The sequence below is a fragment of the Streptomyces sp. NBC_00683 genome (assembly GCF_036226745.1).
In the GTDB taxonomy this organism is placed as follows: domain Bacteria; phylum Actinomycetota; class Actinomycetes; order Streptomycetales; family Streptomycetaceae; genus Streptomyces.
Genome location: NZ_CP109013.1, coordinates 4,358,969 through 4,382,930, shown reverse-complemented (window position 1 = coordinate 4,382,930; position 23,962 = coordinate 4,358,969). Strand labels below are relative to the sequence as shown.

Genomic DNA, 23,962 nt, shown 5'->3' with positions numbered 1-23,962 from the left:
TCCCGCGTCTCCATGTCATCTGGAACGTAGGTTCCGGCCGGGTACGGCCACATCCCGCGAAAGCAAGCCATCACCCCCACTTTCGTCATGCCGTGGAACGACCTTCGGCATCCCACGACGTCAGCCGCGATCCGCCTGGAGGCGTGATTCGGCCGTCAGCTCGGTCTTGTCGACCAGCCGGTCGTGGGCAAAGCACAGGCGGTACACGTCGACGGTGACGAACAGATCGGCACTGGCCCGGTAATAACTGCAGGTGGCTCCGGGCGGCTCGGGCCGGTGCTCGGAAGGGGCGTCGCTCATTTCCCTGGACGGAAGCAGCCGGCCGACCGCGTCCGCGGGTGCACCGATCTCCAATTGCGCATACGCGGACGGCGGAAGCACCGATGTTGCGGCCCCGTACGCGTAATAGCCCAGCATCACGACGGCGAGGCAGGCGAACAGACCGAGCGGAAGGCCGACCGCGACGACGAATCGCCGCCGCAGGCCCGCCGTGGCACGTAGGAGTCCACCGAAGGCTGGTCCTTGCCCCGAACCGACCGGCGAAGCTCCAGCAAGCGGCGCCCCGGCCGGAATTGCCTCCGGGACGCCGACCGCCGCCCCGTCCGTACCGGCCCCGGCACCTGCCCGGCCCGGTACGCGCGGGAGCCGCGCGAACACCTCGAACCCACCGTCAGGCAGCACGCCCGCCCGGAATTCACCGCCCGCCAGCCGGGTCCGCTCCTGCAGCCCTATCAGCCCGCGACCGCCCTGCGCGCGGTTCTCCAGCGGGTCCCGGACCGGCGGGCTGTTCCGTACGGCAACGGTGACGTCGAGCTGATTGTGATCCAGTCGCACGGTCACCGCCGCCCCGGGAGCGTGCTTCATCACATTGGTCAACGACTCCTGCACCACCCGGTACACAGCCTTGTCCGTCATGCCCGGCAGGTCACCGGCCTCTCCGGTGCATTGGAGCTCCACCCCCGCGCCGGAGGCACGCGCCCGGTCCACCAGCACCCCCACACCGGCATGCGAAGCCTCCAACGGCGGCGGCGCACCGTCCTCGCGCAGGACTCCGATGATGTCCCGCAGCCGCTCCATCGCCTCGGCCGCACCCGCGCGAAGTCCCGCGGCCGTCTCCCGATGGTGGTCCCCCAGGTCCGGAGCGATCTGCAGAGCCCCGGCCCGCAGAGCGATCAGATTCAGCTCGTGCCCCAGGGAATCGTGCATGTCCTCCGCGATACGTGCCCGCTCCCGCAGCCGCGCCTGCTGGACTCTGCTGCGCTGCTGGAGCTCCAGTTGCCTCGCATGCTCCCAGCCGGCCACCTGAAGCTCGTATCTCTGGCGCGTGTACCGGCCCAGCAGCCAGGGGAGCAGCCCGGCGAAGATCAGCCCGGACGCCAGCACCGCCCACATGGGCACCGTCAGCCCCGACCGGACACCGCCAACCACCGCCGCGACACTCACCGGACCCAGCACCCGCAGCGCCGCCCGCCGGTCCACCTGCAGCCGTCCCACGGCGTAACTCATGACACAGACGGCCGGAAGACAGGCCATGACTGCGACGGAGTCGACATCGTCGAGCAGCAGCGCGAGAGTCCACCACAGCCCCGCACACAGGGCCAGGGACACCAGCGGCCACGTACGCCGCACCGCGACAGCGATGCCGATGGCGACGGCGCCGAAGAGGGTCTCCCACCGCCGGCTCCCGTCGAGTCCGGATCCGGGGACGAGGGCGACGGCCGGAACGTTGAGTGCCGCCCACAGCAGGACCGAGCCGACGAGGGTGGATTTCACGCGGATCACGCTAGCCGGGCAGAAGGATCCGCAACCGCCCGATGGATCCACCACCGGCAGAAGGATCCGCCACCGGCAGGTGGATCCACGACCGCCCGATGGATCCGCACCACACGGTCTCCGAACAAACCAGTGGCTCCGCACAACGAAGAACCCCCGCTCCGGATCTCTCCTGAGCGGGGGTTCTGTCGAACCAACCCGGCAGCTGCAAGCAACTGCCCGTTGTGCGCGAGGGGGGATTTGAACCCCCACGTCCCTAAGGACACTGGCACCTGAAGCCAGCGCGTCTGCCGTTCCGCCACTCGCGCATGAGTGGTGTTTTCAGACTCTCCCACCGAGTGGTGCGAGCGCCTGGCGACATCCGGAAGATTAGCACGGTGGACAGGGTGGATTCACATCCGTTGTTTCACCGAACGCACGGAGGGAACCGGGAACGCGGGGCCGACGCCCCCACTCCTCCTGAGTGCACCCGGAGTGCGGGACACTGTCAGGAGGCCACCTCTACGATCCGTGTGAGAGGTGACACTCATCCACTGTGCAGACAAGGGGAACCAGCCGATTTCCCGACGCGTGGATACGATCAGTAAGCAGTACAGGGACGACGACACCGGAGGAGGTGCCCCATGGGAGTCATGAAGCGTTTCGAGCAGCGTCTCGAAGGTCTGGTCAATGGCACCTTCGCCAAGGTCTTCAAGTCCGAGGTGCAGCCGGTCGAGATCGCGGGAGCCCTCCAGCGCGAGTGCGACAACAACGCACAGATCTGGAACCGCGAGCGGACGGTCGTGCCCAACGACTTCATCGTCGAGCTCAGCACCCCCGACTACGAGCGGCTCAGCCCGTACTCGGGTCAGCTCGGCGACGAGCTGTCCGGCCTGGTCAGGGACTACGCCAAGCAGCAGCGGTACACCTTCATGGGACCCATCAAGGTCCATCTGGAGAAGGCGGACGACCTCGACACGGGGCTCTACCGGGTACGCAGCCGGACCCTGGCGTCGAGTTCGTCACAGCAGGGCCAGCACGGCGGGCCCGCACCCCACGCCCAGCCGAACCGTCCCGCGGCCCCACAGGCGCCGGGCGGCTACGGCTACCCCCCGACCTCCCCCCCGCCCATGCCCGCGGCCCCGCCGCCGGGTTCCGGGCGCCCGGGAGGCCCTTCCAGCGACTGGCGCCCGCCGGCCGCGTCCGGGCCCGCGCCCGACGCGCAGGTGCGGCGCTGGATCGAGATCAACGGCAACCGCCATCAGATCTCCCGCCCGACGTTGGTGATGGGACGAAGCACCGACGCCGACGTGCGGATCGACGACCCCGGCGTATCGCGCCGGCACTGTGAGATCCGGACCGGAACGCCCTCGACGATCCAGGATCTCGGGTCTACCAACGGCATCGTGGTAGACGGGCAGCACACCACCCGCGCTACGCTCCGCGACGGCTCGCGGATCGTCGTGGGCAGCACCACCATCGTTTACCGGCAAGCCGAAGGGTGAAGCGGGGGCAATGTCAGAGCTGACCCTGACGGTCATGCGGCTAGGTTTCCTAGCTGTTCTGTGGCTATTCGTAATCGTGGCCGTGCAGGTCATTCGCAGCGACCTGTTCGGAACGCGCGTCACGCAGCGCGGCTCACGCCGCACTGCAGCCGACGCGCGCCCGCAACAGGCTCGCCAACAGCAGGCAGCGCCGCCTCAGCAGCGCCAGCAGCCCGGTCGCCAGCGGCGCGGGGCACCCACCAAGCTGGTCGTCTCCGAAGGCACGCTCACCGGCACCACCGTCGCCCTCCAGGGCCAGACCATCACCCTGGGCCGGGCGCACGACTCAACGATCGTGCTGGACGACGACTACGCGTCCAGCAGGCATGCCAGGATCTACCCGGACCGTGACGGCCAGTGGATCGTCGAGGATCTTGGGTCCACCAACGGCACCTATCTCGACCGGACCCGGCTCACCACCCCGACACCTGTTCCGCTGGGCGCGCCGATCCGCATCGGCAAGACCGTCATCGAGCTGCGGAAGTAGTACGACAATGAGCGAGCGGAGCGAGCGAGCCGCGGCGGTCCTGACAACGGACCCGGCCCGGCTCCCGACCGGAGGGTGGGCAGTGTGGCTCGAGACCGGCTGTACCCCGAGCCGACGGGCGAGGTGCGCATGAGCTTGTCGCTGCGCTTCGCCGCCGGATCGCACAAGGGCATGATCCGGGAAGGGAACGAGGACTCCGGCTACGCCGGTCCCCGCCTTCTCGCCATCGCCGACGGCATGGGCGGCCAGGCGGCCGGTGAGGTCGCCAGCTCAGAGGTGATCTCCACGCTCGTCCAGCTCGACGACGACGTACCTGGCTCCGACATCCTCACCTCGCTCGGTACGGCGGTCCAGCGGGCCAACGACCAGCTGCGTGTCATGGTCGAGGAGGACCCCCAGCTGGAGGGCATGGGCACCACGCTCACGGCCCTGCTCTGGACCGGCCAGCGCCTCGGCCTCGTCCACGTCGGCGACTCCCGCGCCTACCTGCTGCGCGACGGCGTCCTGACGCAGATCACCCAGGACCACACCTGGGTGCAGCGTCTCGTCGACGAGGGCAGGATCACCGAGGAAGAGGCAACCACCCACCCGCAGCGCTCCTTGCTGATGCGGGCCCTGGGCAGCGGCGACCACGTCGAGCCCGACCTCTCCATCCGTGAGGTCCGCGCCGGTGACCGCTACCTGATCTGCTCGGACGGGCTCTCCGGTGTCGTTTCTCACCAGACGATGGAAGAGACCCTGGCCAGCTACCAGGGCCCTCAGGAGACCATTCAGGAGCTCATCCAGCTCGCCCTGCGCGGCGGTGGCCCCGACAACATCACCTGCATCGTCGCCGACGTCCTGGACGTCGACAGCAACGACACCCTGGCCGGGCAGCTCAACGACACCCCGGTCATCGTCGGGGCGGTCGCCGAGAACCAGGCCGCCCAGCAGGGCGACAGCCGGGCCATGGAAACGCCCGCAGGACGCGCGGCCGGCCTCGGCCGTCCCGTCCCGCCGCCCTCCGGAGGCTTCGGCCCGCCCGGCAGCGGTGACGACATGGGCTACGGCTCCGGTCCGGACGGCGCCTTCAACTCCTACAGCGACGACGACTTCGTCAAGCCCCGCGGCGGCCGCAGGTGGCTGAAGCGGTCCTTCTACATCGTCCTCGCGCTGGCCGTCATCGGCGGCGGCGTGTACGGCGGTTACCGGTGGACCCAGACCCAGTTCTACGTGGGCGCCAAGGACGAGAACGTCGCACTGTTCCGCGGCATCAGCCAGGACCTCGCCTGGGTCTCGCTCTCGGAGGTCGAGGAGAGCACCAAGATCGAACTCAAGTACCTCCCGCCCTACCAGCGCAAGCAGGTCGAGGCGACCATCGCCGAGGGCAACCTCGCCGATGCCCGCAAGAAGGTCAGTGAGCTCGAAGCGCAGGCCTCCGCCTGCAAGAAGGACGCGCAGCGCCGCGCAGCCGAGGCGGACAGCAATGCCGCCACGGGACAGGGCGAGGCAGGCGGCACCGCCGGTGCCCCCGCCGCCAGGACATCCTCCGCCAAGGGGACCAAGACGACCGCGACTCCCACTCCCGGCCCCAGCCTCTCGGAGGAAGAGAAGAAGCTGGTCCCGCAGTGCGGTAAGCAGTAAAGCCGTAGGGGGCCTTCAGCACCATGAGCGTTGTCACCAACACCACCACCATCGGCGCGATCGATGCGCCGAGCCGCCGCAACACCGAACTGGCGCTGGTTGTCTTCGCCGTTCTCATCTCGGTGTACGCGTACGCCAACGTCGGCCTCGCCCTCAACGGCGAGCTGCCCTCCGGCATGCTCGGTTACGGGCTCGGCCTCGCCCTGCTCGGCGGCGTGGCGCACCTCGCCGTCCGCAGGTTCGCCGCGTACGCGGACCCGCTGCTGCTGCCACTGGCGACCCTGCTGAACGGTCTGGGTCTGGCCCTCATCTGGCGGCTGGACCAGTCGGAGCGGTTCCAGCAGACCGAGAACTTCGTGGCCGCCGCCTCCAAGCAGCTGCTGTTCTCGGCAGTGGGCGTCGCGCTCCTGGTCGTCGTCCTGGTCGCGTTGAAGGACCACCGCATCCTGCAGCGCTACACCTACATCTCCATGCTGGTGGCGCTGTTCCTGCTGATCCTTCCGATGTTCTTCCCCGCGGTGAACGGCGCCAAGATCTGGATCAAGATCCCCGGTGTCGGAACGATCCAGCCCGGAGAGTTCGCCAAGATCATCATCGCGGTGTTCTTCGCCGGCTACCTCATGGTCAAGCGCGACGCCCTGGCCCTGGCCAGCCGCCGCTTCATGGGGCTCTACCTGCCGCGCGGCCGCGACCTCGGTCCGATCCTCATGGTCTGGGCCTTCTCGATCCTCATCCTGGTCTTCGAGACCGACCTCGGCTCCTCGCTGCTGTTCTTCGGCATGTTCGTCGTCATGCTGTACGTCGCCACCGAGCGCACCAGCTGGATCGTCTTCGGTCTGCTGATGTCCGCGGCAGGAGCCGTCGGTGTGGCCACCTTCGAGCCGCACGTCCAGGACCGCGTCACCGCCTGGCTCGACCCGTTCGCGGGATGGGGCAAGGAGGCGGCCAGCGAGCAGATGGCCCTGTCCCTGATGGCGTTCGGTTCCGGCGGAACCCTCGGCACCGGCCTCGGCCAGGGCAACTCCGACCTGATCGGCTTCGCCGCCAACTCCGACTTCATCCTCGCCACCGTCGGCGAGGAACTCGGGCTCGCCGGAATGATGGCCGTCCTGCTCGTCTACGGTCTGATCGTCGAACGCGGTGTCCGCACCGCGCTCGCCGCCCGTGACCCCTTCGGCAAGCTCCTGGCGATCGGCCTCTCCGGCTCCTTCGCGATCCAGGTCTTCGTCGTCGCCGGCGGTGTCATGGGTCTCATCCCGCTGACCGGTATGACCATGCCGTTCCTCGCGGCCGGTGGTTCGTCCGTCATCGCCAACTGGGCCCTGATCGGCATCCTGATCAGAATCAGCGACACCGCACGCCGTCCGGCGCCGGCCCCCGCCCCATCCCCGGACGCCGAGATGACCCAGGTGGTCCGACCGTGAACAAGCCCCTCCGCCGGATCGCGATCTTCTGCGGGATCCTCGTCCTGGCCCTGCTGATCCGCACCAACTACCTCCAGTACGTCCGCGCCGACGAGCTCAACTCCAACGAGCACAACCGCCGCGTCCAGATCGAGCGCTACGCCCACGAGCGCGGCAACATCATCGTCGACGGGGAGCCGGTCACCGGCTCCGTCGAGACCACCGGAAGCGACTTCAAGTACAAGCGCGTCTGGAAGAACGGCCCCATGTGGGCGCCCGTCACCGGTTATTCCTCGCAGGCCTTCGACGCCTCCCAGCTGGAGAGCCTCGAGGACGGCATCCTCACCGGCAACGACGACCAGCTGTTCTTCGACCGAACGCTCTCGATGTTCACCGGCGACAAGAAGACCGGCGGGAACATCGTCACCACCCTGAACGGCGCCGCCCAGAAGGCCGCCTTCGAAGGGCTCGGCAGCAGGAAGGGCGCCGTCGCCGCGCTCGACCCGCAGACCGGCGCCATCCTTGCCCTGGCCAGCACCCCCTCGTACGACCCCTCGGTCTTCGCGGGCAACAGCCTCAAGGACTCGGACGCCCGGCAGAAGCTCCTGAAGGACAAGGACAAGCCGATGCTGAACCGGGCGCTGCGGGAGACCTACCCGCCCGGCTCGACGTTCAAGGTCGTCACGGCCGCAGCGGCACTGGAGAACGGCCTCTACACGGACATCGACGCGAAGACGGACTCCCCGCTGCCCTGGCGGCTCCCGCAGTCGACCAACCTGCTGCAGAACGAGGGGAACATCCCCTGCAAGAACGCCTCGCTCCGGGAGGCCCTGCGCTGGTCCTGCAACACCGTCTTCGGCAAGATGAGCGACGACCTCGGCAACGACAAGATGATCGAGCAGGCCGACAAGTTCGGCTTCAACGAGGAAGTCTTCACTCCCGTCCGCGCCGACGCCAGCATCTACCCGAAGGACAACCGGCCGCAGAACGCCATGGCGGGCATCGGCCAGGCGTCCAACCGCACCACACCGCTCCAGATGGCGATGGTGGCGTCCGCGATCGCCAATGACGGCAAGCTCATGCAGCCGTACATGGTCGCCCAGCGGCAGGCCCCCAATCTGGACCCCGTCTACACCCACGAGAAGGAGCAGCTCAGCCAGCCCCTCTCGGGTGAGAACGCCCAGAAGCTGCAGCAGATGATGGAGACCGTGGTCAAGAACGGCACGGGAACCAACGCGCAGATCGACGGCGTCACAGTCGGTGGCAAGACCGGAACCGCCCAGCACGGGCTCAACAACAGCGAGAAGCCCTACGCCTGGTTCATCTCGTACGCCAAGACCGACAGCGGCTCACCCGTTGCCGTCGCCGTGGTCGTCGAGGACGGCAATGCCAACCGGGACGACATCTCCGGCGGCGGTCTGGCCGCACCGATCGCCAAGAGTGTGATGCAGGCGGTTCTGGACGGAAAGTAGTGAGACCGGTCACAACATCCGTCAACACCAGCACATTGGGATACCGGTCGGATATCAGGTGACGGGTGCGGGCTGATCACGCCGGGAGTGCCCGGTAGCGTATGCGCGAACAGCGCACCGCCGGACCACACACGGGTGCGGTCGGGACTGACGGAGAGGGCTGGATCAGTTATGGAAGAGCCGCGTCGCCTCGGCGGCCGGTACGAGCTGGGCTCGGTGCTCGGCCGTGGTGGCATGGCCGAGGTCTACCTCGCGCACGACACCCGGCTCGGCCGCACCGTCGCTGTGAAGACGCTGCGGGCGGATCTCGCCCGCGACCCGTCCTTCCAGGCCCGGTTCCGCCGTGAGGCCCAGTCGGCCGCCTCGCTCAACCACCCCGCGATCGTCGCTGTCTACGACACCGGCGAGGACTACGTCGACGGGGTCTCCATCCCGTACATCGTGATGGAGTACGTCGACGGGTCGACCCTCAGAGAACTTCTGCACTCCGGCCGCAAGCTGCTGCCCGAGCGCACTCTCGAAATGACGGTCGGCATCCTCCAGGCCCTGGAGTACTCGCACCGCGCCCAGATCGTCCACCGCGACATCAAGCCGGCGAACGTCATGCTGACGCGTACCGGCCAGGTCAAGGTCATGGACTTCGGCATCGCCCGCGCCATGGGCGACTCCGGCATGACGATGACGCAGACCGCGGCGGTCATCGGCACCGCCCAGTACCTCTCCCCGGAACAGGCCAAGGGCGAGCAGGTCGACGCACGCTCCGACCTGTACTCCACCGGCTGCCTGCTCTACGAACTCCTGGCGGTCCGGCCCCCGTTCGTCGGGGACTCGCCCGTCGCGGTCGCCTACCAGCACGTACGGGAAGAGCCTCAGCCGCCGAGCAACTTCGACCCCGAGATCACGCCCGAGATGGACGCGATCGTGTTGAAGGCCCTCACCAAGGACCCCGACTACCGCTACCAGTCGGCCGACGAGATGCGCGCCGACATCGAGGCCTGCCTCGACGGCCAGCCGGTCGCGGCCACGGCGGCGATGGGCGCGGCGGGCTACGGCGGCTACGACGCCTACGGCAACGACCAGCCCACCACTGCCCTGCGCCAGACGGACCCGGGCGGCGCCCAGACGTCCATGCTGCCTCCGGTCAACCCGGACGACGGCGGCTACGGCTACGACGACCGCCCTGACCGCCGGCGCCAGAAGAAGAGCAACACCTCGACGATCCTGCTGGTCGTCGCAGGCATCCTGGTGCTCATCGGGGCGATCCTCATCGGCCGTGAGGTCTTCAGCTCCACCGACGGGGGCAGCGGCAAGGCCGACGTCCCGAACATGGTCGGCTCGACGCTGGAGGACGCGCAGAAACTCGCGCAGAATTCCGAACTCGTCCTCAAGGTCGGAGCGAAGGAACCCTGCGAGACCCAGGAGAAGGACAAGATCTGCAGCCAGTCCCCGGAGGGCGGCACGCTGGAGGTCGGCGGCACCGTCACCGTCGTCGTTTCCACCGGTGCTCCGAAGGTCGAGGTCCCCAGCGTCGTCGAGAAGACCGAGGAGACCGCCCGCAAGGAGCTGGAGGACAAGGGCTTCACGGTGACCGTCAAGGCGGTCGAGTCCGAGGCGACCGCGGGCACGGTGACCAAGCAGGACCCTGAAGGCGGCACGAAGGCCGAGAAGGAGTCCGAGGTCACGATCACCGTGGCCAAGGAGGCCACGCAGAACGTGCCCTCCGTGGTCGGCAGGCAGTTCACGGACGCCGAGGCACAGCTGAAGGGCGTGGGCTTCGCCAACGTCTCCAGGACCGACGTCGACTCCCAGGAGCCCCTGGGCACTGTCGTCGAGCAGACCCCGGAGGCGAACAGCAAGCAGGCCAAGGACGTCCAGATCGTCCTCAAGGTCTCCAAGGGCCCCGCACAGCCGGAACAGGTCGCGGTCCCCGACCTGCAGGGCAAGACACTCGCCGACGCCAAGGCCGCCCTGGCCCAGGCCGGCCTGCAACTGGGCAACGTGCAGGGCCCCAACGATGACGCGGCGAGGGTCGTCGGCTTCCAGCCCGGGGTGGGTCAGATGGTCGCCAAGAACAGCGCCGTCAACGTACAGACCCTGCCGGGCAACGGCGGCGGAGACGGCAACATCTTCGGCGGCCCGTCCGGCGCGGCGGACTGACCCGCAGAACACGGCACAGCAAAGGGCCCCGCTCACCTCGAGGTGAGCGGGGCCCTTTGCTGTGCACTCCTCACCGGACCACCCGCCGGGACGGCTGTAGCGACGTCGGGATCCACGGCAGCAGCGGGGACGTCACGGGGTTCACCGCCTACGTCCATCGGCTGGTCGTCCGGTGCAAGAGCGCCGCTCCGTACCGTCGGTGGGCAGCGGTGAGATGCAGAAGTTCGTCGACACGAAGACGCTGCAGATCTGCGTCAGCCGCAGGACATGCCGAAGGGCCCGATGCTGCAACAGCAAGTTGCGGGTTCAGACCCGGCTCGTACCGACACCTCGCAACTGCCCCCCTCCAAGGAGGGCAGCCGCCTCAGCGCAGCTCCGCCGGCTTCGTCCTGTCCCGGTCGACCTTCTCGGTCCGCACCAGCTCGCCCCACACGATGTAGCGGTACTTCGACGTGTAGACCGGTGTGCACGTGGTCAGCGTGATGTAGCGGCCGGGCTTCTTCACGCCCGCCCCCTTCGGGACCGGTGCGATCGCGTCGACGTTGAACTTCGACGTCTCGGGGAGCTCCGCGAAGACCTTGTAGACGTACCAGGTGTCCTTGGTCTCGAAGACGACCGCGTCGCCCTTCTTCACCTTGTCTATGTTGTGGAACTTGGCACCGTGTCCGTCCCGGTGCGCGGCCAGCGTGAAGTTGCCCTGCTCGTCCGCGGGCAGGGCCGACTTCACCGGGTCCGTGTAGTAGCCGGCGATGCCGTTGTTGAGGGTCTTGGGGTCGGTTCCCTTCTTGACCAGCACCTCGCCGTTCTTCATGGCGGGCACGTGGAGGAAGCCGATCCCGTCCCCGGTGTCCAGGGCTCCCGGTCCGCCTGCCCAGCGGTCGCGGATGGTGTTGCCCTGTTTGTCGGCCTCGCGGTCGGCGAGCACGTTGGTCCACCACAGCGAGTAGACGACGAAGAGCCCGAGTACCAGGCCGGCGGTGATCAGCAGCTCACCGAAGACGCTGACGGCCGCCGCGACGGGATGGCGGGTACTGCTGCGTCGCACCGGTGGCGCCGACTCGTCGGCGCGCTCTTCGTGCTCGGTCCTCGCTGCCACCGCACCCGTCCCTGTCGTGATGATGTTCAGCCGACGAGCGCGTCGGGCTTGCCCTTGCTGCGCGGTCGTTCCTCGACCATCTTGCCCCACACGATCATTCGGTACGTACTCGTGAATTCCGGCGTACACGTCGTCAGCGTGATGTACCTGCCCGGGCCGGTGAAACCGGAACCCGGCGGCACCTCGCCGATCACCGAGACGTTGGACGGAGACGTCTGGGGAAGGATGCTGAACATCTCGTAGGTGTAGTACGCGTCCTGCGTCTCGACCACGATCGGGTCGCCCGGCTTCAGCTTGTTGATGTAGCGAAACGGTTCGCCATGGGTGTTGCGGTGACCCGCCACCGCGAAGTTCCCCTGCTTGGCCGACGGCATCGCGGTCTTCAGCTTGCCCTCGCCGTAGTGACCGACCATGCCCCGGTCGAGCACCTTGTCCTTGCTGATGCCCTCGGCGATCGGAGCGACCACGTCCAGCTTCGGGATGTGCATGATGGCAAAGCCCTTGCCGGGCTCGAACGCACCCGGTGTGCGCTCGCCGTTCGCCCATTCGTCCTGGATCTTGTTCGTCTCCCGGCCGGCGATCTGGTCGGCCCTGATGTTGGTCCACCACAGCTGATACGTGACGAACAGCAGCATCAGCACACCGAAGGTGATGAACACTTCGCCGACGACCCTGCTGGCGACGACAGCCGGGCTGTCCTTGGCGGCACGGGCCGCGCGCCGGGCCTCCAGCCGCGACATCGGGACGGCCGGCTTCTCCGTGCCCGCTCCCGCCTCGCGCACGGGCTCTCCGCGCCGTCTTCCGCGCCCCTTGGCCGCCCGTCTGCGCTCGGCCCGCCCTCCGGTCGCGGGAGGGTCGGCCACGTCGCCGGCCACCGGCTCATCGCCTTCGGGCGTCCGCTCCGCCCGCCGTGTATCGGCTGTCCGCAGGGCGACGGTCTCGTCGTTCGGAACCGGGGGAGCGGAGGCGCCGGCCTGTGCGGGCGGACCAGGATCGGGGATCACGGCCTCGCGAGGGGCGGGAACCGGCTGAGGAGCCGGTTCCTGCGGCCCCTGCTGCCCGTACCAGTCCCGTTGATACCCCTCGGGGTCGTACCACTCCCTGGGGGGCTGCTGGGGCTGCTGTGACGCCTGCTGAGCCTCCACCGGGGGCTCCGGTCGGGCGGCACCGCCCGCCGGCACGCCCTCCGCCCGGAACCAGGGCGACGCGTGCTGCCCCGGAAGCGGATCGTTCAGCGGGTCCGCAAGCCCGTCCACCGCCGCCTCGAACATGCCGTCGCCCTCGTACGCTCCCTGCGCGTACGGGCCTTCCTGCCCGGCATCGGGTTCGGGGCGGAGTGGGGTCACGCGGCGGCCTTGCCCACCACCGGGGCAAGCCCCGCCGACCTCGCGACCGCCCCCGCATCGCCGCACTGCTCCAGCCAGTTGGCGAGCATCAGGTGACCGTGTTCCGTGAGCACCGACTCCGGGTGGAACTGCACACCTTCCACCGCCAGTTCGCGGTGGCGCAGCCCCATGATGATGCCGTCGGCGGTGCGCGCCGTGACCTCGAGCTCGGGCGGAACGGTATCCGGCTCCGCGGCGAGCGAGTGGTAGCGCGTCGCGGTGAAGGGCGACGGCAGCCCGGCGAAGACTCCCTTGCCCTCGTGGATCACGGGGGAGGTCTTGCCGTGCAGCAGCTCAGGCGCACGGTCCACCACGCCGCCGTACGCGACCGCCATCGACTGCATCCCCAGGCAGACGCCGAAGACCGGAACGCCGCTCCGCGCGCAGTGATGCACCATGTCGATACAGATGCCCGCCTGTTCGGGCGTGCCGGGACCGGGAGACAGCAGGACGCCGTCGAAGCCGTCCTGGGCGTGCCCCGTGGTCACCTCGTCGTTGCGCACGACCTCGCACTCGGCACCGAGCTGGTAGAGGTACTGGACGAGGTTGAAGACAAAGCTGTCGTAGTTGTCGACGACGAGAATGCGTGCGCTCACTGACCGGTCCCCGCTCCGCCGGTGCTGTCGCCGTCCACCGTCACATCACCGAACGGGAGCAGAGGCTCCGCCCAGGGGAAGACGTACTGGAAGAGCGCGTAGACAACGGCCAGGACGAGCACGAGCGAGATGAAGCCCCGCACCCATGTGTTGCCCGGCAGATGCCGCCAGATCCAGCCGTACATGCTGTCGCCTCCATTCGGTACGGCACCAGACTAAAGGGCCCGGGCACAGGCGGGGGTCAGCTGTGGAAAGCTTTCGGCTCACTGTCCGGCACAGGCTGTGCGGCGCCGCGTCCGGACGCACTCGGGGCGGGCGGGGCGGGCGGTCACTCCACAGGCTGTGCGTAGTGGAGATCGATCGTGCCCGAGTAGCCGGGAAGGGTCGTCCTGTCGTACTCGTCGACCTTCCAGCCCAGGCCGTACGCCTTCACGTACAGCTGGTAGTTCTGGATCGCCGGGGAGTCGTTCAGCGCCTGCCTGAGCTTGTCCTGGTCGCCCACGGCCGTGACCTTGTACGGCGGCGAGTAGACCCTGCCCTGAAGGATCAGCGTGTTGCCGACGCAGCGGACCGCGCTCGTCGAGATCAGCCGCTGGTCCATCACCTGGATACCGCGGGCCCCGCCCTCCCAGAGCGCGTTGACCACGGCCTGCAGATCCTGCTGGTGAATGACCAGGTCATTGGGTTGCGGCTCGGGGTAGCCGGGATTGGCCGTGGCGTCCGGCGGGGCGTCGTTCAGGGTGACGCCGACGGCCGCGCCGGTGAGCTTCTTGGTGCCGGCGGCCCGCTCCAGGGCGGCGAGCTTCGCGTCCTGCGCCCTGGTGCTCCCGTCGTCACGCTGGGCGAGTGCGTCGATGTCCGCACGCACGGACGCGGTCGATTCGTCCAGCTCGGCGTTGTGCTCGCTGCGCTGCTGGATGAGGTCGGAGAGCTTCAGCAGGGAGGAGTCCGTGCGGATATCGGTACCCTTGGCCGTGTTTGCACTGGTGACGAAGATCAGTCCGGCCAGCGCGAAAACGGCAGCGGTGAGCGCCCGGACCGGCCATCGGGACATGCGCCGGACCGGCGATTGAGGAGAGTCGGCAGAATTGCTCAACGTACCCTTATCTCCTTAGGCGCCACGGAAGCACTACGCTAACGGACGCCCCGGGGAGGCAGCATTCCCCCTTGCGCCCCCGGCGCCAGCCACAGATCCCTGCGCGGTCACGCAGCGCATCGACAGGAGAGCCCCTCGTGCCGAAGTCACGTATCCGCAAGAAGGCCGACTTCACGCCTCCCCCGGCGAAGCAGGCAACCAACATAAAGCTGACCAACCGCAGTTGGGTGGCGCCGGTCATGCTGGCGCTCTTCCTGATCGGTCTGGCCTGGATCGTGGTGTTCTACGTCACCGAGGGTGACCTGCCGATCGACGCCCTGGGCAACTGGAACATCGTGGTCGGCTTCGGCTTCATCGCCGGCGGCTTCGGCGTCTCCACCCAGTGGAAGTAGCCCTGCCCTGAAGTTACCCACAGAGTTATCCACAGACAGGGGAAAAGGTCAGACGATCTGTGGATAACTTCCGTCGAAGTTGACGCCGGTGTGACTGCAGACTCTCGCATCGCGGGAGGGTACGCCCCTTGTCCTGACTGGAAAAACCCAGTTCAGCGACAAGGGGCACACCTGTTCCCCACGTCATGCACAAGATCCGGCACACTCTGTGGACAACTCAGCCCTTGGCTCAGCCCCTGAACACCTGATTCCGCTCAGATGATCGCTGCGGTCCTGGCGAGGACGATCCCGACGACCGCCACCAGGACCAGTGCACAGGCTCCGTACTGCACGAGATTCCGGTGTTCGCGCGGTGCGTGCACCATGGCGATCGCGATCAGGGTGCCGGCGACCAGTCCGCCGACGTGCGCCTGCCAGGCGATGCCGCCCCATGGGTTGAAGGTGAAGATCAGGTTCACCACGAGGAGCGCGATCACCGGCCGCATGTCGTAGTTCATCCGGCGCATCAGCACGGCAGTGGCACCGAGCAGACCGAAGATGGCGCCCGAAGCCCCGAGCGAACCCTGCCCGGGATCGGAGAGCCAGTAGGTGAGCGCACTGCCCGCAAGGCCGGAGAGCAGGTAGAGCGCGAGGTACCGGGCACGGCCCAGCGCCTCTTCCAGCGGCCCGCCGAGCCACCACAGGCCCATCATGTTGAAGGCGATGTGCCACACCTCCTGGTGCAGGAACATCGACGTCACCAGGCGGTACCACTGCCCCTCGGCGACCCCCTCGACACCGGCCCCGGCATCGCCCGAATAGGCACGGCCGAACAGCAGGAGATCGTCGACCAGCCAGGACCTGCCGGTGACCCAGACGGCGACGAACACCGCGAGATTGATCCCGAGCAGGATCTTGGTGATCAGCCGCGGGTCCTCCGCGACGGTGCCGCCCGCCAGGGTGCGCGGCCGGTTCGCAGCCGGGTGGTGCCCCGAACCGGAGCCCTCACGGACGCACTCGGGGCACTGGAAGCCGACCGAGGCGCTGATCATGCACTCGGTGCAGATCGGCCGCTCGCACCGTACACAGCGGATCCCCGTCTCCCTGCCCGGGTGCCGGTAGCACCTGAGCGGGCCCTCCGTGGCCGCTGACGGGTCCTGGCCTTCTGGCGGCTGCTGCTGCTCCATCGGTCACGGCCCCTTCGGTCCTCGTCCGTGGAGGCGGCGCACATGCCACCGCCCCGCTCGCCCGTTATGTAACAGTACGGACAAGCAGGGCGGTTGGTTCCCCCCAGGGGCCCCTCGGGTCCCCACGGGATCCCGCAAGGTTTCCCACTCCGGGTCCTTCGCGTGGCAGCGGCCGACGGCCGGCCTTGGTCAGCGGTTCTCGATGACGACCGACTCGATCACCACGTCCTGCAGCGGACGGTCGGTGCGCGGGTTGGTCGGAGCCGCCGCGATGGCGTCCACGACCTTCTTGCCGGCCTCGTCCGCGACCTCACCGAAGATGGTGTGCTTGCCGGTCAGCCACGCGGTGGGCGACACCGTCAGGAAGAACTGCGAACCGTTGGTGCCCGGGCCCGCGTTGGCCATCGCCAGCAGGTAGGGCTTGGTGAAGCCGAGGTCCGGGTGGAACTCGTCGCCGAACTCGTACCCCGGGCCACCCGTGCCGTTGCCCAGCGGGTCGCCGCCCTGAATCATGAAGCCGCTGATGACACGGTGGAAGACGGTGCCGTCGTACAGCCTGTCCGTCGACTTCTGACCGGTCGACGGGTTCGTCCACTCGCGCTCGCCCGTGGCGAGCTCGACGAAGTTCTTGACCGTCTTGGGCGCGTGGTTCGGCAGGAGCCGGATCTCGATGTCGCCTTGGCTGGTCTTCAAGGTGGCGTAAAGCTGCTCGGCCACGATCTGCCTTCCGTAAGTCTTCGCTGACGACCACCGATACTCGCACGGAGCACCCCCTTCGCCGCCCGGTCGCCGCCCCGGTAACCGGCCGCACTCACCTTGTTGCCCGCGTTCCGGGCACCCATCGGACATCTCCGGCGGGATTAATGCGGCCAAGTGCGCGACGACGCGGCGCGCACCGGCGCGAACCGTGGCATTGTCATCGGCACGCTCCCCTTGCACCGCATTGACCGAGAGTGCCCCTCATGACCCGGATGCCCGTCCCGCATGGCGCGGACGGCCCCAGCAGGCATGATTTCGAAATGGGTGGATAGGCGGAGTACCTACCCGCCACCAAGGAGGAGGATCCCGTGACCCGCATCGACAGCGTGCGCGCCGCAACCTACTCGGCGAAGGACAGCGCGCAGCACGCCGCGGAAGTGGTGGCGCCCTACGCCGACACGGCCAAGGAACAGGCCGCGCACTACGCGCAGGAGGCTCGCGCACTGCTCGCGCCCAAGGTGTCGAAGGCAGCCGCGCAGGCCCGTGTCCAGTACGACGCGTATCTGGCACCACGTATCGAACAGGCGCTGACCCACGTGCCCCCCAAGGTCGACGACGCCGCACACCGCGCGGCCGTCCGGACCCGCAAGGCGGCCCGCAGCGCAGCCGACTACACCGTTCCGCGGGTCGAGCAGGCGGTCGCCGCGGCCCAGCCCGTCGCCGAGGAGGCCACGGCCCGCAGCTCCGCCGCGCTCGCCGCGCTGCGCGGCCAGGTGACGGCCAAGGAGATCCAGAAGCTCATCAGGAAGCACGAGCGACGGGCCAAGGCCGGCCGGGTGGCCAAGGGGCTCCTTGTACTGGGCGCCCTCGCGGGCGGCGCTTTCGCCGCCTGGAAGTGGTGGGACAAGCAGGCCAACCCCGACTGGCTGGTCGAGCCTCCGGTCGCCACCGAGGTTCCCGACGACCGCACCCCGCTGACCTCGGTCGACGGCAGTGGCGGGGCCGTGCTCGACCCGGAGGTCCGGGCCAAGCAGGACGACGCCGAAGCCGGCTCGGAGACAGCGGACGGCACGGACCGCGACGACCGCCGCTGAGCACACGTGCAGTACGCAGTACGAGAGGGGCGCCGGAAGACCGTGAGGTCTCCGGCGCCCCTCTCGTACTGCGCCACGAGTCGGCACTGAGCCGGAGATCACAGTGATCGGACCACGCGTCCGAGGGGGTTCCCCGCACACCGTGGGAGCCACCACCCCGCCTGCAACCGCCCGGGCGCGCAACGCCCCTCGGGCTTCGGCGGCCCCACCGATGGCACGAAAATGCCCCCTGGCCCTGCGTTACCGCAGGTCAGGGGGCATTTTGACTGTGGAGCCTAGGAGATTCGAACTCCTGACATCTGCCTTGCAAAGGCAGCGCTCTACCAACTGAGCTAAGGCCCCGGAAAGGGGACAGCACCGGACACTTGCGTGTCACGACGTCCGCCGCAGACCAGAGTACCGGGTGACCCCCTGAATCTTGCAAAAGGATTGGGACTCCCGGTCTGCAACCGCTCTCCGTAAGATGCACGACGAGGTTCGCAGCAGCGAAGCCGCAGCGAAGGGGAGACGCAATGGACGCCGCGCAGCAAGAGGCAACGGCTAGAGCCCGGGAGCTCCAGCGCAGCTGGTACGGAGAGCCGCTGGGGGCGCTCTTCCGCAGGCTGATCGATGATCTCGGCCTGAACCAGGCCCGGCTCGCCGCGGTGCTCGGACTGTCCGCACCCATGCTCTCCCAGCTGATGAGCGGCCAGCGGGCCAAGATCGGCAACCCCGCGGTCGTCCAGCGCGTCCAGGCCCTTCAGGAACTCGCCAGTCAGGTCGCCGACGGCAGTGTCAGCGCGGGAGAGGCCACCGACCGGATGGAAGAGATCAAGAAGTCGCAGGGCGGCTCCGTCCTGACCAACACCGGCCAGACCACGACCACCGGCGGGGCGCCCACCGTCCGCCGCGTGGTCCGCGAGATCCAGTCGCTGCTGCGGTCCGTCGCCGCGGCCGGCGACATCATCGATGCCGCGGACTCCCTCGCCCCGACCCACCCCGAACTGGCAGAGTTCCTCAGGGTGTACGGAGCAGGGCGCACCGCCGACGCGGTCGCGCACTACGAAGGCCACCAGAGCTAGACAGACCCTGAGGCCCAGGGAGCAGGGTCCCGCCCGTCGGGACCCTGGCATGATCCCGACGGCCCGGGACACAGCCGGAACTGGAACGGGGAGCGGGCGCAGCGCAATGGGTGAGGTCTTCGCTGGTCGGTACGAACTGATCGATCCGATCGGACGTGGTGGGGTCGGCGCCGTCTGGCGCGCCTGGGACCACCGGCGCCGCAGGTATGTGGCGGCCAAGGTCCTGCAGCAGAGCGACGCGCACACGCTGCTGCGCTTCGTCCGTGAGCAGGCCCTGCGGATCGAGCACCCCCATGTCCTCGCGCCCGCGAGCTGGGCCGCCGACGACGACAAGGTCCTGTTCACCATGGACCTGGTCAGCGGCGGATCGCTGGCCCATGTCATCGGTGACTACGGCCCGCTGCCCCCGCGCTTCGTCTGCCTCCTGCTCGACCAGTTGCTGTCCGGGCTGTCGACGGTGCATGCCGAGGGCGTCGTGCACAGGGACATCAAGCCGGCCAACATCCTGATGGAGGCCACCGGAACCGGCCGGCCGCATCTGCGGCTCTCCGACTTCGGTATCTCCATGCGCAAGGGCGAGCCGCGCCTGACCGAGACCAACTATGTGGTCGGCACGCCTGGTTACTTCGCGCCGGAACAGATGATGGGAGCAGAGCCCGACTTCCCCGCGGACCTGTTCGCCGTCGGTCTGGTCGCGCTCTACCTGCTGCAGGGCCAGAAGCCCGACGCCCAGGCGCTCATCGAGCACTTCGCCGCACACGGCACTCCAGGCGCACCTCAGGGCATCCCCGAGCCCTTGTGGCAGGTCCTGGCCGGCCTGCTGCAGCCCGATCCCCAGGCCCGCTTCCGGACCGCCACGGGTGCCCGCAAGGCCCTCGCGGCGGCGGTCGAGATGCTGCCCGAGACCGGCGATGACAACGAGCCAGTGGAAGTCTTCGACCAGATCGGCCCCCTGCCGGGCGGATTCGGCCCCGACGGGCCCGTAAACGGCCCTCAGGGCCGCGCAAACGGCCTTCAGGCGCCCACACAGGCCCCGACGGGCGGGCAGCAGCTGCCTCATCAGGCAGCACAACAGGCCCCCGTACAGCAGCCCTACGCCCAGCCGCACGCCTCGATGTCGGAGACGGGCAGCTTCCACCTCGCCCCGCCCCCTCAACAGGCACAGCCGAACACGCCCCCCACTCCGTTCCCGGCGCACGCGGCCTCCCCTTCCCCCGCTTCCGCACCGGACCTCGCCCAGGCCCCGACGGCAGCGGTGCAGCACGATTCGTTTCCTACTCGTGCATACACCGCCCAGCACCCTCAGGTTCCGCACCCCGGCGCGGCAGTTGTCCCCCCGGCCGCCGGGCACCCCGTCCCCGGGAACGCCCCGCATGCCCCGACCGCTCCCCGAACGCGGCCGGGACCGCCCCCGAAGGTGGCGGTCCCGGTTCTGCTCGTCGCTCTGATCTGTTTCGCGGTGGGCATCTGGGCGCTGACCCAGGCCTGACGGTCCGGCCGGCCCCGGCGCGGGCCTACCAGGCCTGAGGCGGTCCGCCGAACGGCGACTGCCCGCCCGCTCCCGGGGGCACAGCGGCCGGAACGGCACGGCGCCTGGCCACCAGCGTCCACACCCCGAGCCCGAGCACCAGCACGGCACCCGCGCCGATCCCCGCTGCGGCCACCATCTTCATGGTGTCGCTCTCGCGGGCCTGCGGCGCACTCTGCCCGGTCTCGGCCATGTCCTTGTCGTCATCGGTGACGCCGAAGATCCCCGCGTCTCCCTTGTACGGCGTCGGACCTGCCTCGTCACGGACATTGATCCTGAGCGTCAGCCCGATACCCGTGTCCCCGTAGTGCTTGGCGGCCTCCGGGGTGAGCGTCACCGACAGGTAGTACCAGCCCGCGAACCGCATGGCTGCGGCCTTCGAACTCGAGGCGTAGCGGTTCTCGTAGGCGACCGCGGGCAACGGGTCCAGGGCGCCCGAGACGGGCGCCCCGGAGTAGGACAGCGTCGCGTCGTCGACATGGCCGCGCGCCGGATTGTCCAGCGACAGCGCCAAGGCGTTGCCCAGGTACTCGGTCGAGGCGTTGTTGTTGCTGAGCGAGGCCGACGCGAAGATCCGCTGGCCCCAGTCGACCGGCACACGGTAGAAGCGCGTCTGTCCGGGCGCGATGCTGTCCACCCACTCGCCGGACTTCACACTGGTGGCGTCGTAGTAGCTGCTGCCACCGGCCCGCTTCTGCTTGCCGGCGGGCGGAGCGGGCGAGGCGGACGACCAGTTCTCCGGCGCCTCGGTCGGCACCGAGCCGGCGTCCTTCAGTGCGGGCTCCGTGTCGTACCGCAGCTCCAGGTCCCACTCGTCCGGGGCCGACGTCGCCTTGCTCTCCCGCTCGATCAGCACGTTGTAGGTGCCGGCCGCACTGCACGTGGCCTCGCTGTCCTCCACGGTCCGGTGGGCGTACGCGGCGATCGGGCGCGGGAATTCCGCCGACGCGAAGTTCGCTTGCTCGGAACTGCACTGGGTGTCGTCGAGGTCCCTGATGCTGACCGTGACGCCGTCCCCGTAGGCGACCTTGCCGGCCTTCCTCGGCACGACCACCGCGGAGACGTACGCGTTGGTCCTCGTGTCGAGTTCCAGGCGGTAGTAGAGCTTCTGGCCCCGCTGAATCGAACTCCTGTAGACCGACCCCGGCTTCAGTTCCGCAGCGTCGGCGTTCGTCTCCGTACCCTTGACCGCTGTCGCGGCGGGATCGAAGGCGTACGACGCGGGACCGTCGGCCGCGTGCGCCTGTCCCGGCAGCACCGCCACGGCGCACATAGCCGCGAGCGATGCCAGGATCACCCGGCCCCTGTTGCGCTGCCTGTTCACGCACTTCCCCTTGTCGTCCGCCGGCCCGGCCTGCGACGGCTGCGTACGCACACGAGCCCCGCGATCAGAGCGACCACGGCGCCCGCCCCTGCAGCGGTCGCGATGCCGGTCCATCCTGCCCCGCCCGAACCACTGCTGTCTGCGGCCACAGGCGATTTGCCGTCATCGTCCGCCTTCGTGTCGCCGGACTTCCTGGTCGACACGGGGGCTCCGTGCTGGGGGCCCGCGAGCGCGTCGCCGAGGACCGCCACGCGCAGCACCACGCCGATCCGGGGGTTCTCGGCGATCTCCGCGACCTTCGCCCCCAAGGTCACCGCGATGTAGAAGTCGCCCCCTGCGTGCACCGGCTGGACCTCGGACCGGGACTCGTAGCGGTTGGTCCAGGCGACCGGGACCGACCCCATCCTGATCGCGGCGGGCCGCCCGTTGTACATCGCTGTCGAACTGAACTCACCACCGCCGGCGACCGGGAACCTGGCCGGAGTGAACAACCGCGTCCCGCCGTAGGAGTACGTGGAGGAGACGCCCTTAACGGTCGGCTCGTTCGCGAACTCCACGTCGTAGCGCACCTGCTGGCCCCAGTCGGCCGGAACCTTGTACCAAAGGGTCTGCGAGGGCAGGATCCGGTCCCGCCACACCCCCCGGCCGAGCTCCCTGGCGTCGTTGAACCCGCTTCCGCCACGGACCTCACGCGGATCACCCGACGGCAGTGCGGCCTCCTTCCCGCCGTCCCCGTACTCCGGCCGGGACTGGGCGGGGGTGACCCCGTCGGCCAGGGGCGTCTCGACCCCGTACAGCAGCTCCAGGGGCCAACGGGCGGAATCGGAACCCTTCTTGCTCTGCCGTTCGACCACCAGCCAGTAGCGGCCCGCCTCGTCGCAGCTGCGGCTGCCGCCCTCGGAACGGATCCGTGAGACGGCCGAGGTCAGCGGGGTCGCTCCCTCCTTCTGGAAGAAGTGCTCGGTGTGCGAACCGCAGAGGGAGTCACCGGCGCCGTGGGCGAGGCCGGTGCTCAGGGCGTCGAGGCTGTCGACGGCCGCACCGGGCTGCGGAACCGCGGTCACCGAGAAGTCGGCGGTGGACACCGCGTCGAGGTCGACCGCGTAGTACCGCTTCTCGCCCGGTCCGATGGTGTCCAGGTACTGCCCGGGAGCGATCGCGGGGGCCTTGTCCGTAGCCGTCGCTCCTCGGACCCGCTCACCCTTCAACCGGTAGCCGTCGGCGGAGAGCTGCGCCGACCGCTGCAGCTGTCTGGCGAGCGCCTCCGCATCCGGTGCGTCGTAGTAGCGCCCGTTGCCCGCCTCCGCGATGCACTCGAGCTGCTTGCGGGCGGATCCCTTCACCTGGAAGCCCACGGTGTCGATCCGCAGCCCTACGCCCTCCTTGCCGAGCTGCTCGGCGACCTCGCAGGGCTGAGGCGTTCCGCAGTTGTCCTCGCCGTCGGAGACCAGGAGGATCGTGCGCGTCCCGACGGCACCGTTCCGTGGCTCGGGCAGGTCTTTCGCCGCCTTCTGCAGGGAAAGCCCGATGGGGGTGTCCCCTCTGGGCCGCACACCTGCCACGGCGCTCTTCATGGCGGCCCTGTCGAGTTTCCGCACCGGCCGTACGAGGCGGGTGTCGGTGCAACCGCGGGGCCGGTCGGCGCCGTACACGCGAAGGCCGGCCGGATAGCCGTCGGGCAGCGCGTCGACCACTGTGCCCACGGCCGTACGGGCACTCTCCATCCGGGTCCTGCCCGTGCCGTCGTCGTCCCCCATGGAGCCGGAGGAGTCGAGCACCATCACCAGGCTGCTCGAGCCGTCCTGAGCACCCGGCCCTGCGGGTACGGAAGCCGCAGCGGGCATTCCCCCCGCCACGAGTGCGAACAGCACCCCGGCCAATGCCCCCGCCGTTGCCGTACGGCTACGGGTTCCCGCCCTTGTCCGTGCCCCCATGGAAGCCCCCCTCGACCTGAAATCCACCTGAAACCCCGGCTGCTTTGCTCTCGCAACCTATTGATTTGCGTAGGTGAACTCAAGGGCACAGGTGTCACGGTCCCGCAACAGCGGCCCCGGACAGCAAGGAGCCCCGGTCGCTCAGCGACCGGG

Annotated in this window: 20 protein-coding genes and 2 tRNA genes; 10 read left to right on the top strand and 12 right to left on the bottom strand. The window is 68.9% G+C overall.

Annotated elements, in window-relative coordinates:
- Nucleotides 1–120 precede the first annotated feature (120 nt).
- Complete coding sequence (locus tag OG257_RS19645; protein WP_329209164.1) at nucleotides 121–1,773, bottom strand: sensor histidine kinase; 1,653 nt, start codon at nucleotides 1,771–1,773, stop codon at nucleotides 121–123.
- 225 nt (nucleotides 1,774–1,998) lie between these two features.
- A tRNA-Leu gene (locus OG257_RS19640) sits at nucleotides 1,999–2,081 on the bottom strand.
- Between the two features lie 315 nt (nucleotides 2,082–2,396).
- On the opposite strand from OG257_RS19640, the gene OG257_RS19635 reads away from it, so the two are divergent.
- From OG257_RS19635 to pknB, 6 genes are all read left to right on the top strand, one after another.
- Complete coding sequence (locus tag OG257_RS19635; RefSeq protein ID WP_329209163.1) at nucleotides 2,397–3,257, top strand: DUF3662 and FHA domain-containing protein; 861 nt, start codon at nucleotides 2,397–2,399, stop codon at nucleotides 3,255–3,257.
- Between the two features lie 10 nt (nucleotides 3,258–3,267).
- On the top strand, nucleotides 3,268–3,783 hold the full coding sequence (locus OG257_RS19630; protein ID WP_307126071.1) for an FHA domain-containing protein FhaB/FipA: 516 nt from the start codon (nucleotides 3,268–3,270) through the stop codon (nucleotides 3,781–3,783).
- A 129-nt stretch (nucleotides 3,784–3,912) separates the two neighbouring features.
- A complete protein-coding gene (locus tag OG257_RS19625) occupies nucleotides 3,913–5,406 on the top strand; it encodes a Stp1/IreP family PP2C-type Ser/Thr phosphatase (protein WP_329215198.1) in 1,494 nt (497 codons plus the stop codon).
- A gap of 23 nt (nucleotides 5,407–5,429) precedes the next feature.
- A complete protein-coding gene (locus OG257_RS19620) occupies nucleotides 5,430–6,830 on the top strand; it encodes an FtsW/RodA/SpoVE family cell cycle protein (RefSeq protein WP_329209158.1) in 1,401 nt (466 codons plus the stop codon).
- Nucleotides 6,827–8,281, top strand: a complete 1,455-nt coding sequence (locus OG257_RS19615) for a peptidoglycan D,D-transpeptidase FtsI family protein (RefSeq protein ID WP_329209156.1) — start codon at nucleotides 6,827–6,829, stop codon at nucleotides 8,279–8,281. Before OG257_RS19620 ends, OG257_RS19615 begins: the two co-directional genes overlap by 4 nt.
- A 171-nt stretch (nucleotides 8,282–8,452) precedes the next feature.
- Complete coding sequence (gene pknB, locus OG257_RS19610) at nucleotides 8,453–10,438, top strand: Stk1 family PASTA domain-containing Ser/Thr kinase (protein ID WP_329209154.1); 1,986 nt, start codon at nucleotides 8,453–8,455, stop codon at nucleotides 10,436–10,438.
- A gap of 364 nt (nucleotides 10,439–10,802) precedes the next feature.
- Here the strand turns inward: pknB and OG257_RS19605 are convergent, their stop codons facing one another.
- From OG257_RS19605 to OG257_RS19585, 5 genes are all read right to left on the bottom strand, one after another.
- Nucleotides 10,803–11,534, bottom strand: coding sequence for a class E sortase (locus OG257_RS19605; RefSeq protein ID WP_329209152.1), 732 nt, complete (start codon nucleotides 11,532–11,534; stop codon nucleotides 10,803–10,805).
- Between the two features lie 26 nt (nucleotides 11,535–11,560).
- Entirely contained in the window at nucleotides 11,561–12,880 is a 1,320-nt protein-coding gene (locus OG257_RS19600) for a class E sortase (protein WP_329209150.1), read from the bottom strand.
- A complete protein-coding gene (locus OG257_RS19595) occupies nucleotides 12,877–13,515 on the bottom strand; it encodes an aminodeoxychorismate/anthranilate synthase component II (RefSeq protein ID WP_329209148.1) in 639 nt (212 codons plus the stop codon). Before OG257_RS19595 ends, OG257_RS19600 begins: the two co-directional genes overlap by 4 nt.
- Entirely contained in the window at nucleotides 13,512–13,700 is a 189-nt protein-coding gene (locus tag OG257_RS19590) for a hypothetical protein (RefSeq protein WP_329209146.1), read from the bottom strand. Before OG257_RS19590 ends, OG257_RS19595 begins: the two co-directional genes overlap by 4 nt.
- Nucleotides 13,701–13,843: 143 nt before the next feature.
- On the bottom strand, nucleotides 13,844–14,569 hold the full coding sequence (locus OG257_RS19585) for a DUF881 domain-containing protein (protein WP_329209144.1): 726 nt from the start codon (nucleotides 14,567–14,569) through the stop codon (nucleotides 13,844–13,846).
- A 179-nt stretch (nucleotides 14,570–14,748) separates the two neighbouring features.
- Between OG257_RS19585 and crgA the strand changes: the two genes are divergently transcribed.
- A complete protein-coding gene (crgA, locus tag OG257_RS19580) occupies nucleotides 14,749–15,003 on the top strand; it encodes a cell division protein CrgA (RefSeq protein WP_329209142.1) in 255 nt (84 codons plus the stop codon).
- A gap of 254 nt (nucleotides 15,004–15,257) precedes the next feature.
- Here crgA and OG257_RS19575 read toward each other — a convergent pair whose 3' ends face one another.
- Entirely contained in the window at nucleotides 15,258–16,169 is a 912-nt protein-coding gene (locus tag OG257_RS19575; RefSeq protein ID WP_329209141.1) for a rhomboid family intramembrane serine protease, read from the bottom strand.
- Between the two features lie 189 nt (nucleotides 16,170–16,358).
- Complete coding sequence (locus OG257_RS19570; RefSeq protein WP_329209139.1) at nucleotides 16,359–16,886, bottom strand: peptidylprolyl isomerase; 528 nt, start codon at nucleotides 16,884–16,886, stop codon at nucleotides 16,359–16,361.
- A 350-nt stretch (nucleotides 16,887–17,236) separates the two neighbouring features.
- Between OG257_RS19570 and OG257_RS19565 the strand changes: the two genes are divergently transcribed.
- Nucleotides 17,237–17,962, top strand: a complete 726-nt coding sequence (locus OG257_RS19565; protein WP_329209137.1) for a DUF5324 family protein — start codon at nucleotides 17,237–17,239, stop codon at nucleotides 17,960–17,962.
- Nucleotides 17,963–18,231: 269 nt separating this feature from the next.
- Here OG257_RS19565 and OG257_RS19560 read toward each other — a convergent pair.
- Nucleotides 18,232–18,304: transfer RNA gene (locus tag OG257_RS19560), tRNA-Ala, on the bottom strand.
- 170 nt (nucleotides 18,305–18,474) lie between these two features.
- Between OG257_RS19560 and OG257_RS19555 the strand changes: the two genes are divergently transcribed.
- Complete coding sequence (locus OG257_RS19555) at nucleotides 18,475–19,023, top strand: helix-turn-helix domain-containing protein (protein WP_266922196.1); 549 nt, start codon at nucleotides 18,475–18,477, stop codon at nucleotides 19,021–19,023.
- A 106-nt stretch (nucleotides 19,024–19,129) separates the two neighbouring features.
- Nucleotides 19,130–20,512 (top strand): serine/threonine protein kinase, encoded by a 1,383-nt coding sequence (locus tag OG257_RS19550; protein WP_329209133.1) that lies wholly within the window; start codon nucleotides 19,130–19,132, stop codon nucleotides 20,510–20,512.
- A 25-nt stretch (nucleotides 20,513–20,537) separates the two neighbouring features.
- On the opposite strand, the gene OG257_RS19545 is transcribed toward OG257_RS19550, so the two are convergent.
- Together OG257_RS19545 and OG257_RS19540 are read right to left on the bottom strand one after the other, a co-directional pair.
- Nucleotides 20,538–21,875, bottom strand: coding sequence for a hypothetical protein (locus tag OG257_RS19545; RefSeq protein ID WP_329209131.1), 1,338 nt, complete (start codon nucleotides 21,873–21,875; stop codon nucleotides 20,538–20,540).
- The gene (locus OG257_RS19540; RefSeq protein ID WP_329209129.1) at nucleotides 21,872–23,809 is read right to left on the bottom strand and encodes a vWA domain-containing protein; all 1,938 of its coding nucleotides are present in this window, start codon (nucleotides 23,807–23,809) and stop codon (nucleotides 21,872–21,874) included. The genes OG257_RS19545 and OG257_RS19540 overlap by 4 nt, the downstream gene beginning before the upstream one ends.
- Nucleotides 23,810–23,962: the final 153 nt, after the last annotated feature.

What these genes read in the sequence shown, in the direction of transcription:
- OG257_RS19550 (WP_329209133.1), top strand. Translation starts at nt 19,130, where the DNA reads ATGGGTGAGGTCTTCGCTGGTCGGTACGAACTGATCGATCCGATCGGA.
- OG257_RS19575 (WP_329209141.1), bottom strand. Translation starts at nt 16,169, where the DNA reads ATGGAGCAGCAGCAGCCGCCAGAAGGCCAGGACCCGTCAGCGGCCACG.
- OG257_RS19590 (WP_329209146.1), bottom strand. Translation starts at nt 13,700, where the DNA reads ATGTACGGCTGGATCTGGCGGCATCTGCCGGGCAACACATGGGTGCGG.
- pknB (WP_329209154.1), top strand. Translation starts at nt 8,453, where the DNA reads ATGGAAGAGCCGCGTCGCCTCGGCGGCCGGTACGAGCTGGGCTCGGTG.
- OG257_RS19635 (WP_329209163.1), top strand. Translation starts at nt 2,397, where the DNA reads ATGGGAGTCATGAAGCGTTTCGAGCAGCGTCTCGAAGGTCTGGTCAAT.
- OG257_RS19625 (WP_329215198.1), top strand. Translation starts at nt 3,913, where the DNA reads ATGAGCTTGTCGCTGCGCTTCGCCGCCGGATCGCACAAGGGCATGATC.
- OG257_RS19555 (WP_266922196.1), top strand. Translation starts at nt 18,475, where the DNA reads ATGGACGCCGCGCAGCAAGAGGCAACGGCTAGAGCCCGGGAGCTCCAG.
- OG257_RS19585 (WP_329209144.1), bottom strand. Translation starts at nt 14,569, where the DNA reads ATGTCCCGATGGCCGGTCCGGGCGCTCACCGCTGCCGTTTTCGCGCTG.
- OG257_RS19630 (WP_307126071.1), top strand. Translation starts at nt 3,268, where the DNA reads ATGTCAGAGCTGACCCTGACGGTCATGCGGCTAGGTTTCCTAGCTGTT.
- OG257_RS19620 (WP_329209158.1), top strand. Translation starts at nt 5,430, where the DNA reads ATGAGCGTTGTCACCAACACCACCACCATCGGCGCGATCGATGCGCCG.
- OG257_RS19540 (WP_329209129.1), bottom strand. Translation starts at nt 23,809, where the DNA reads ATGGGGGCACGGACAAGGGCGGGAACCCGTAGCCGTACGGCAACGGCG.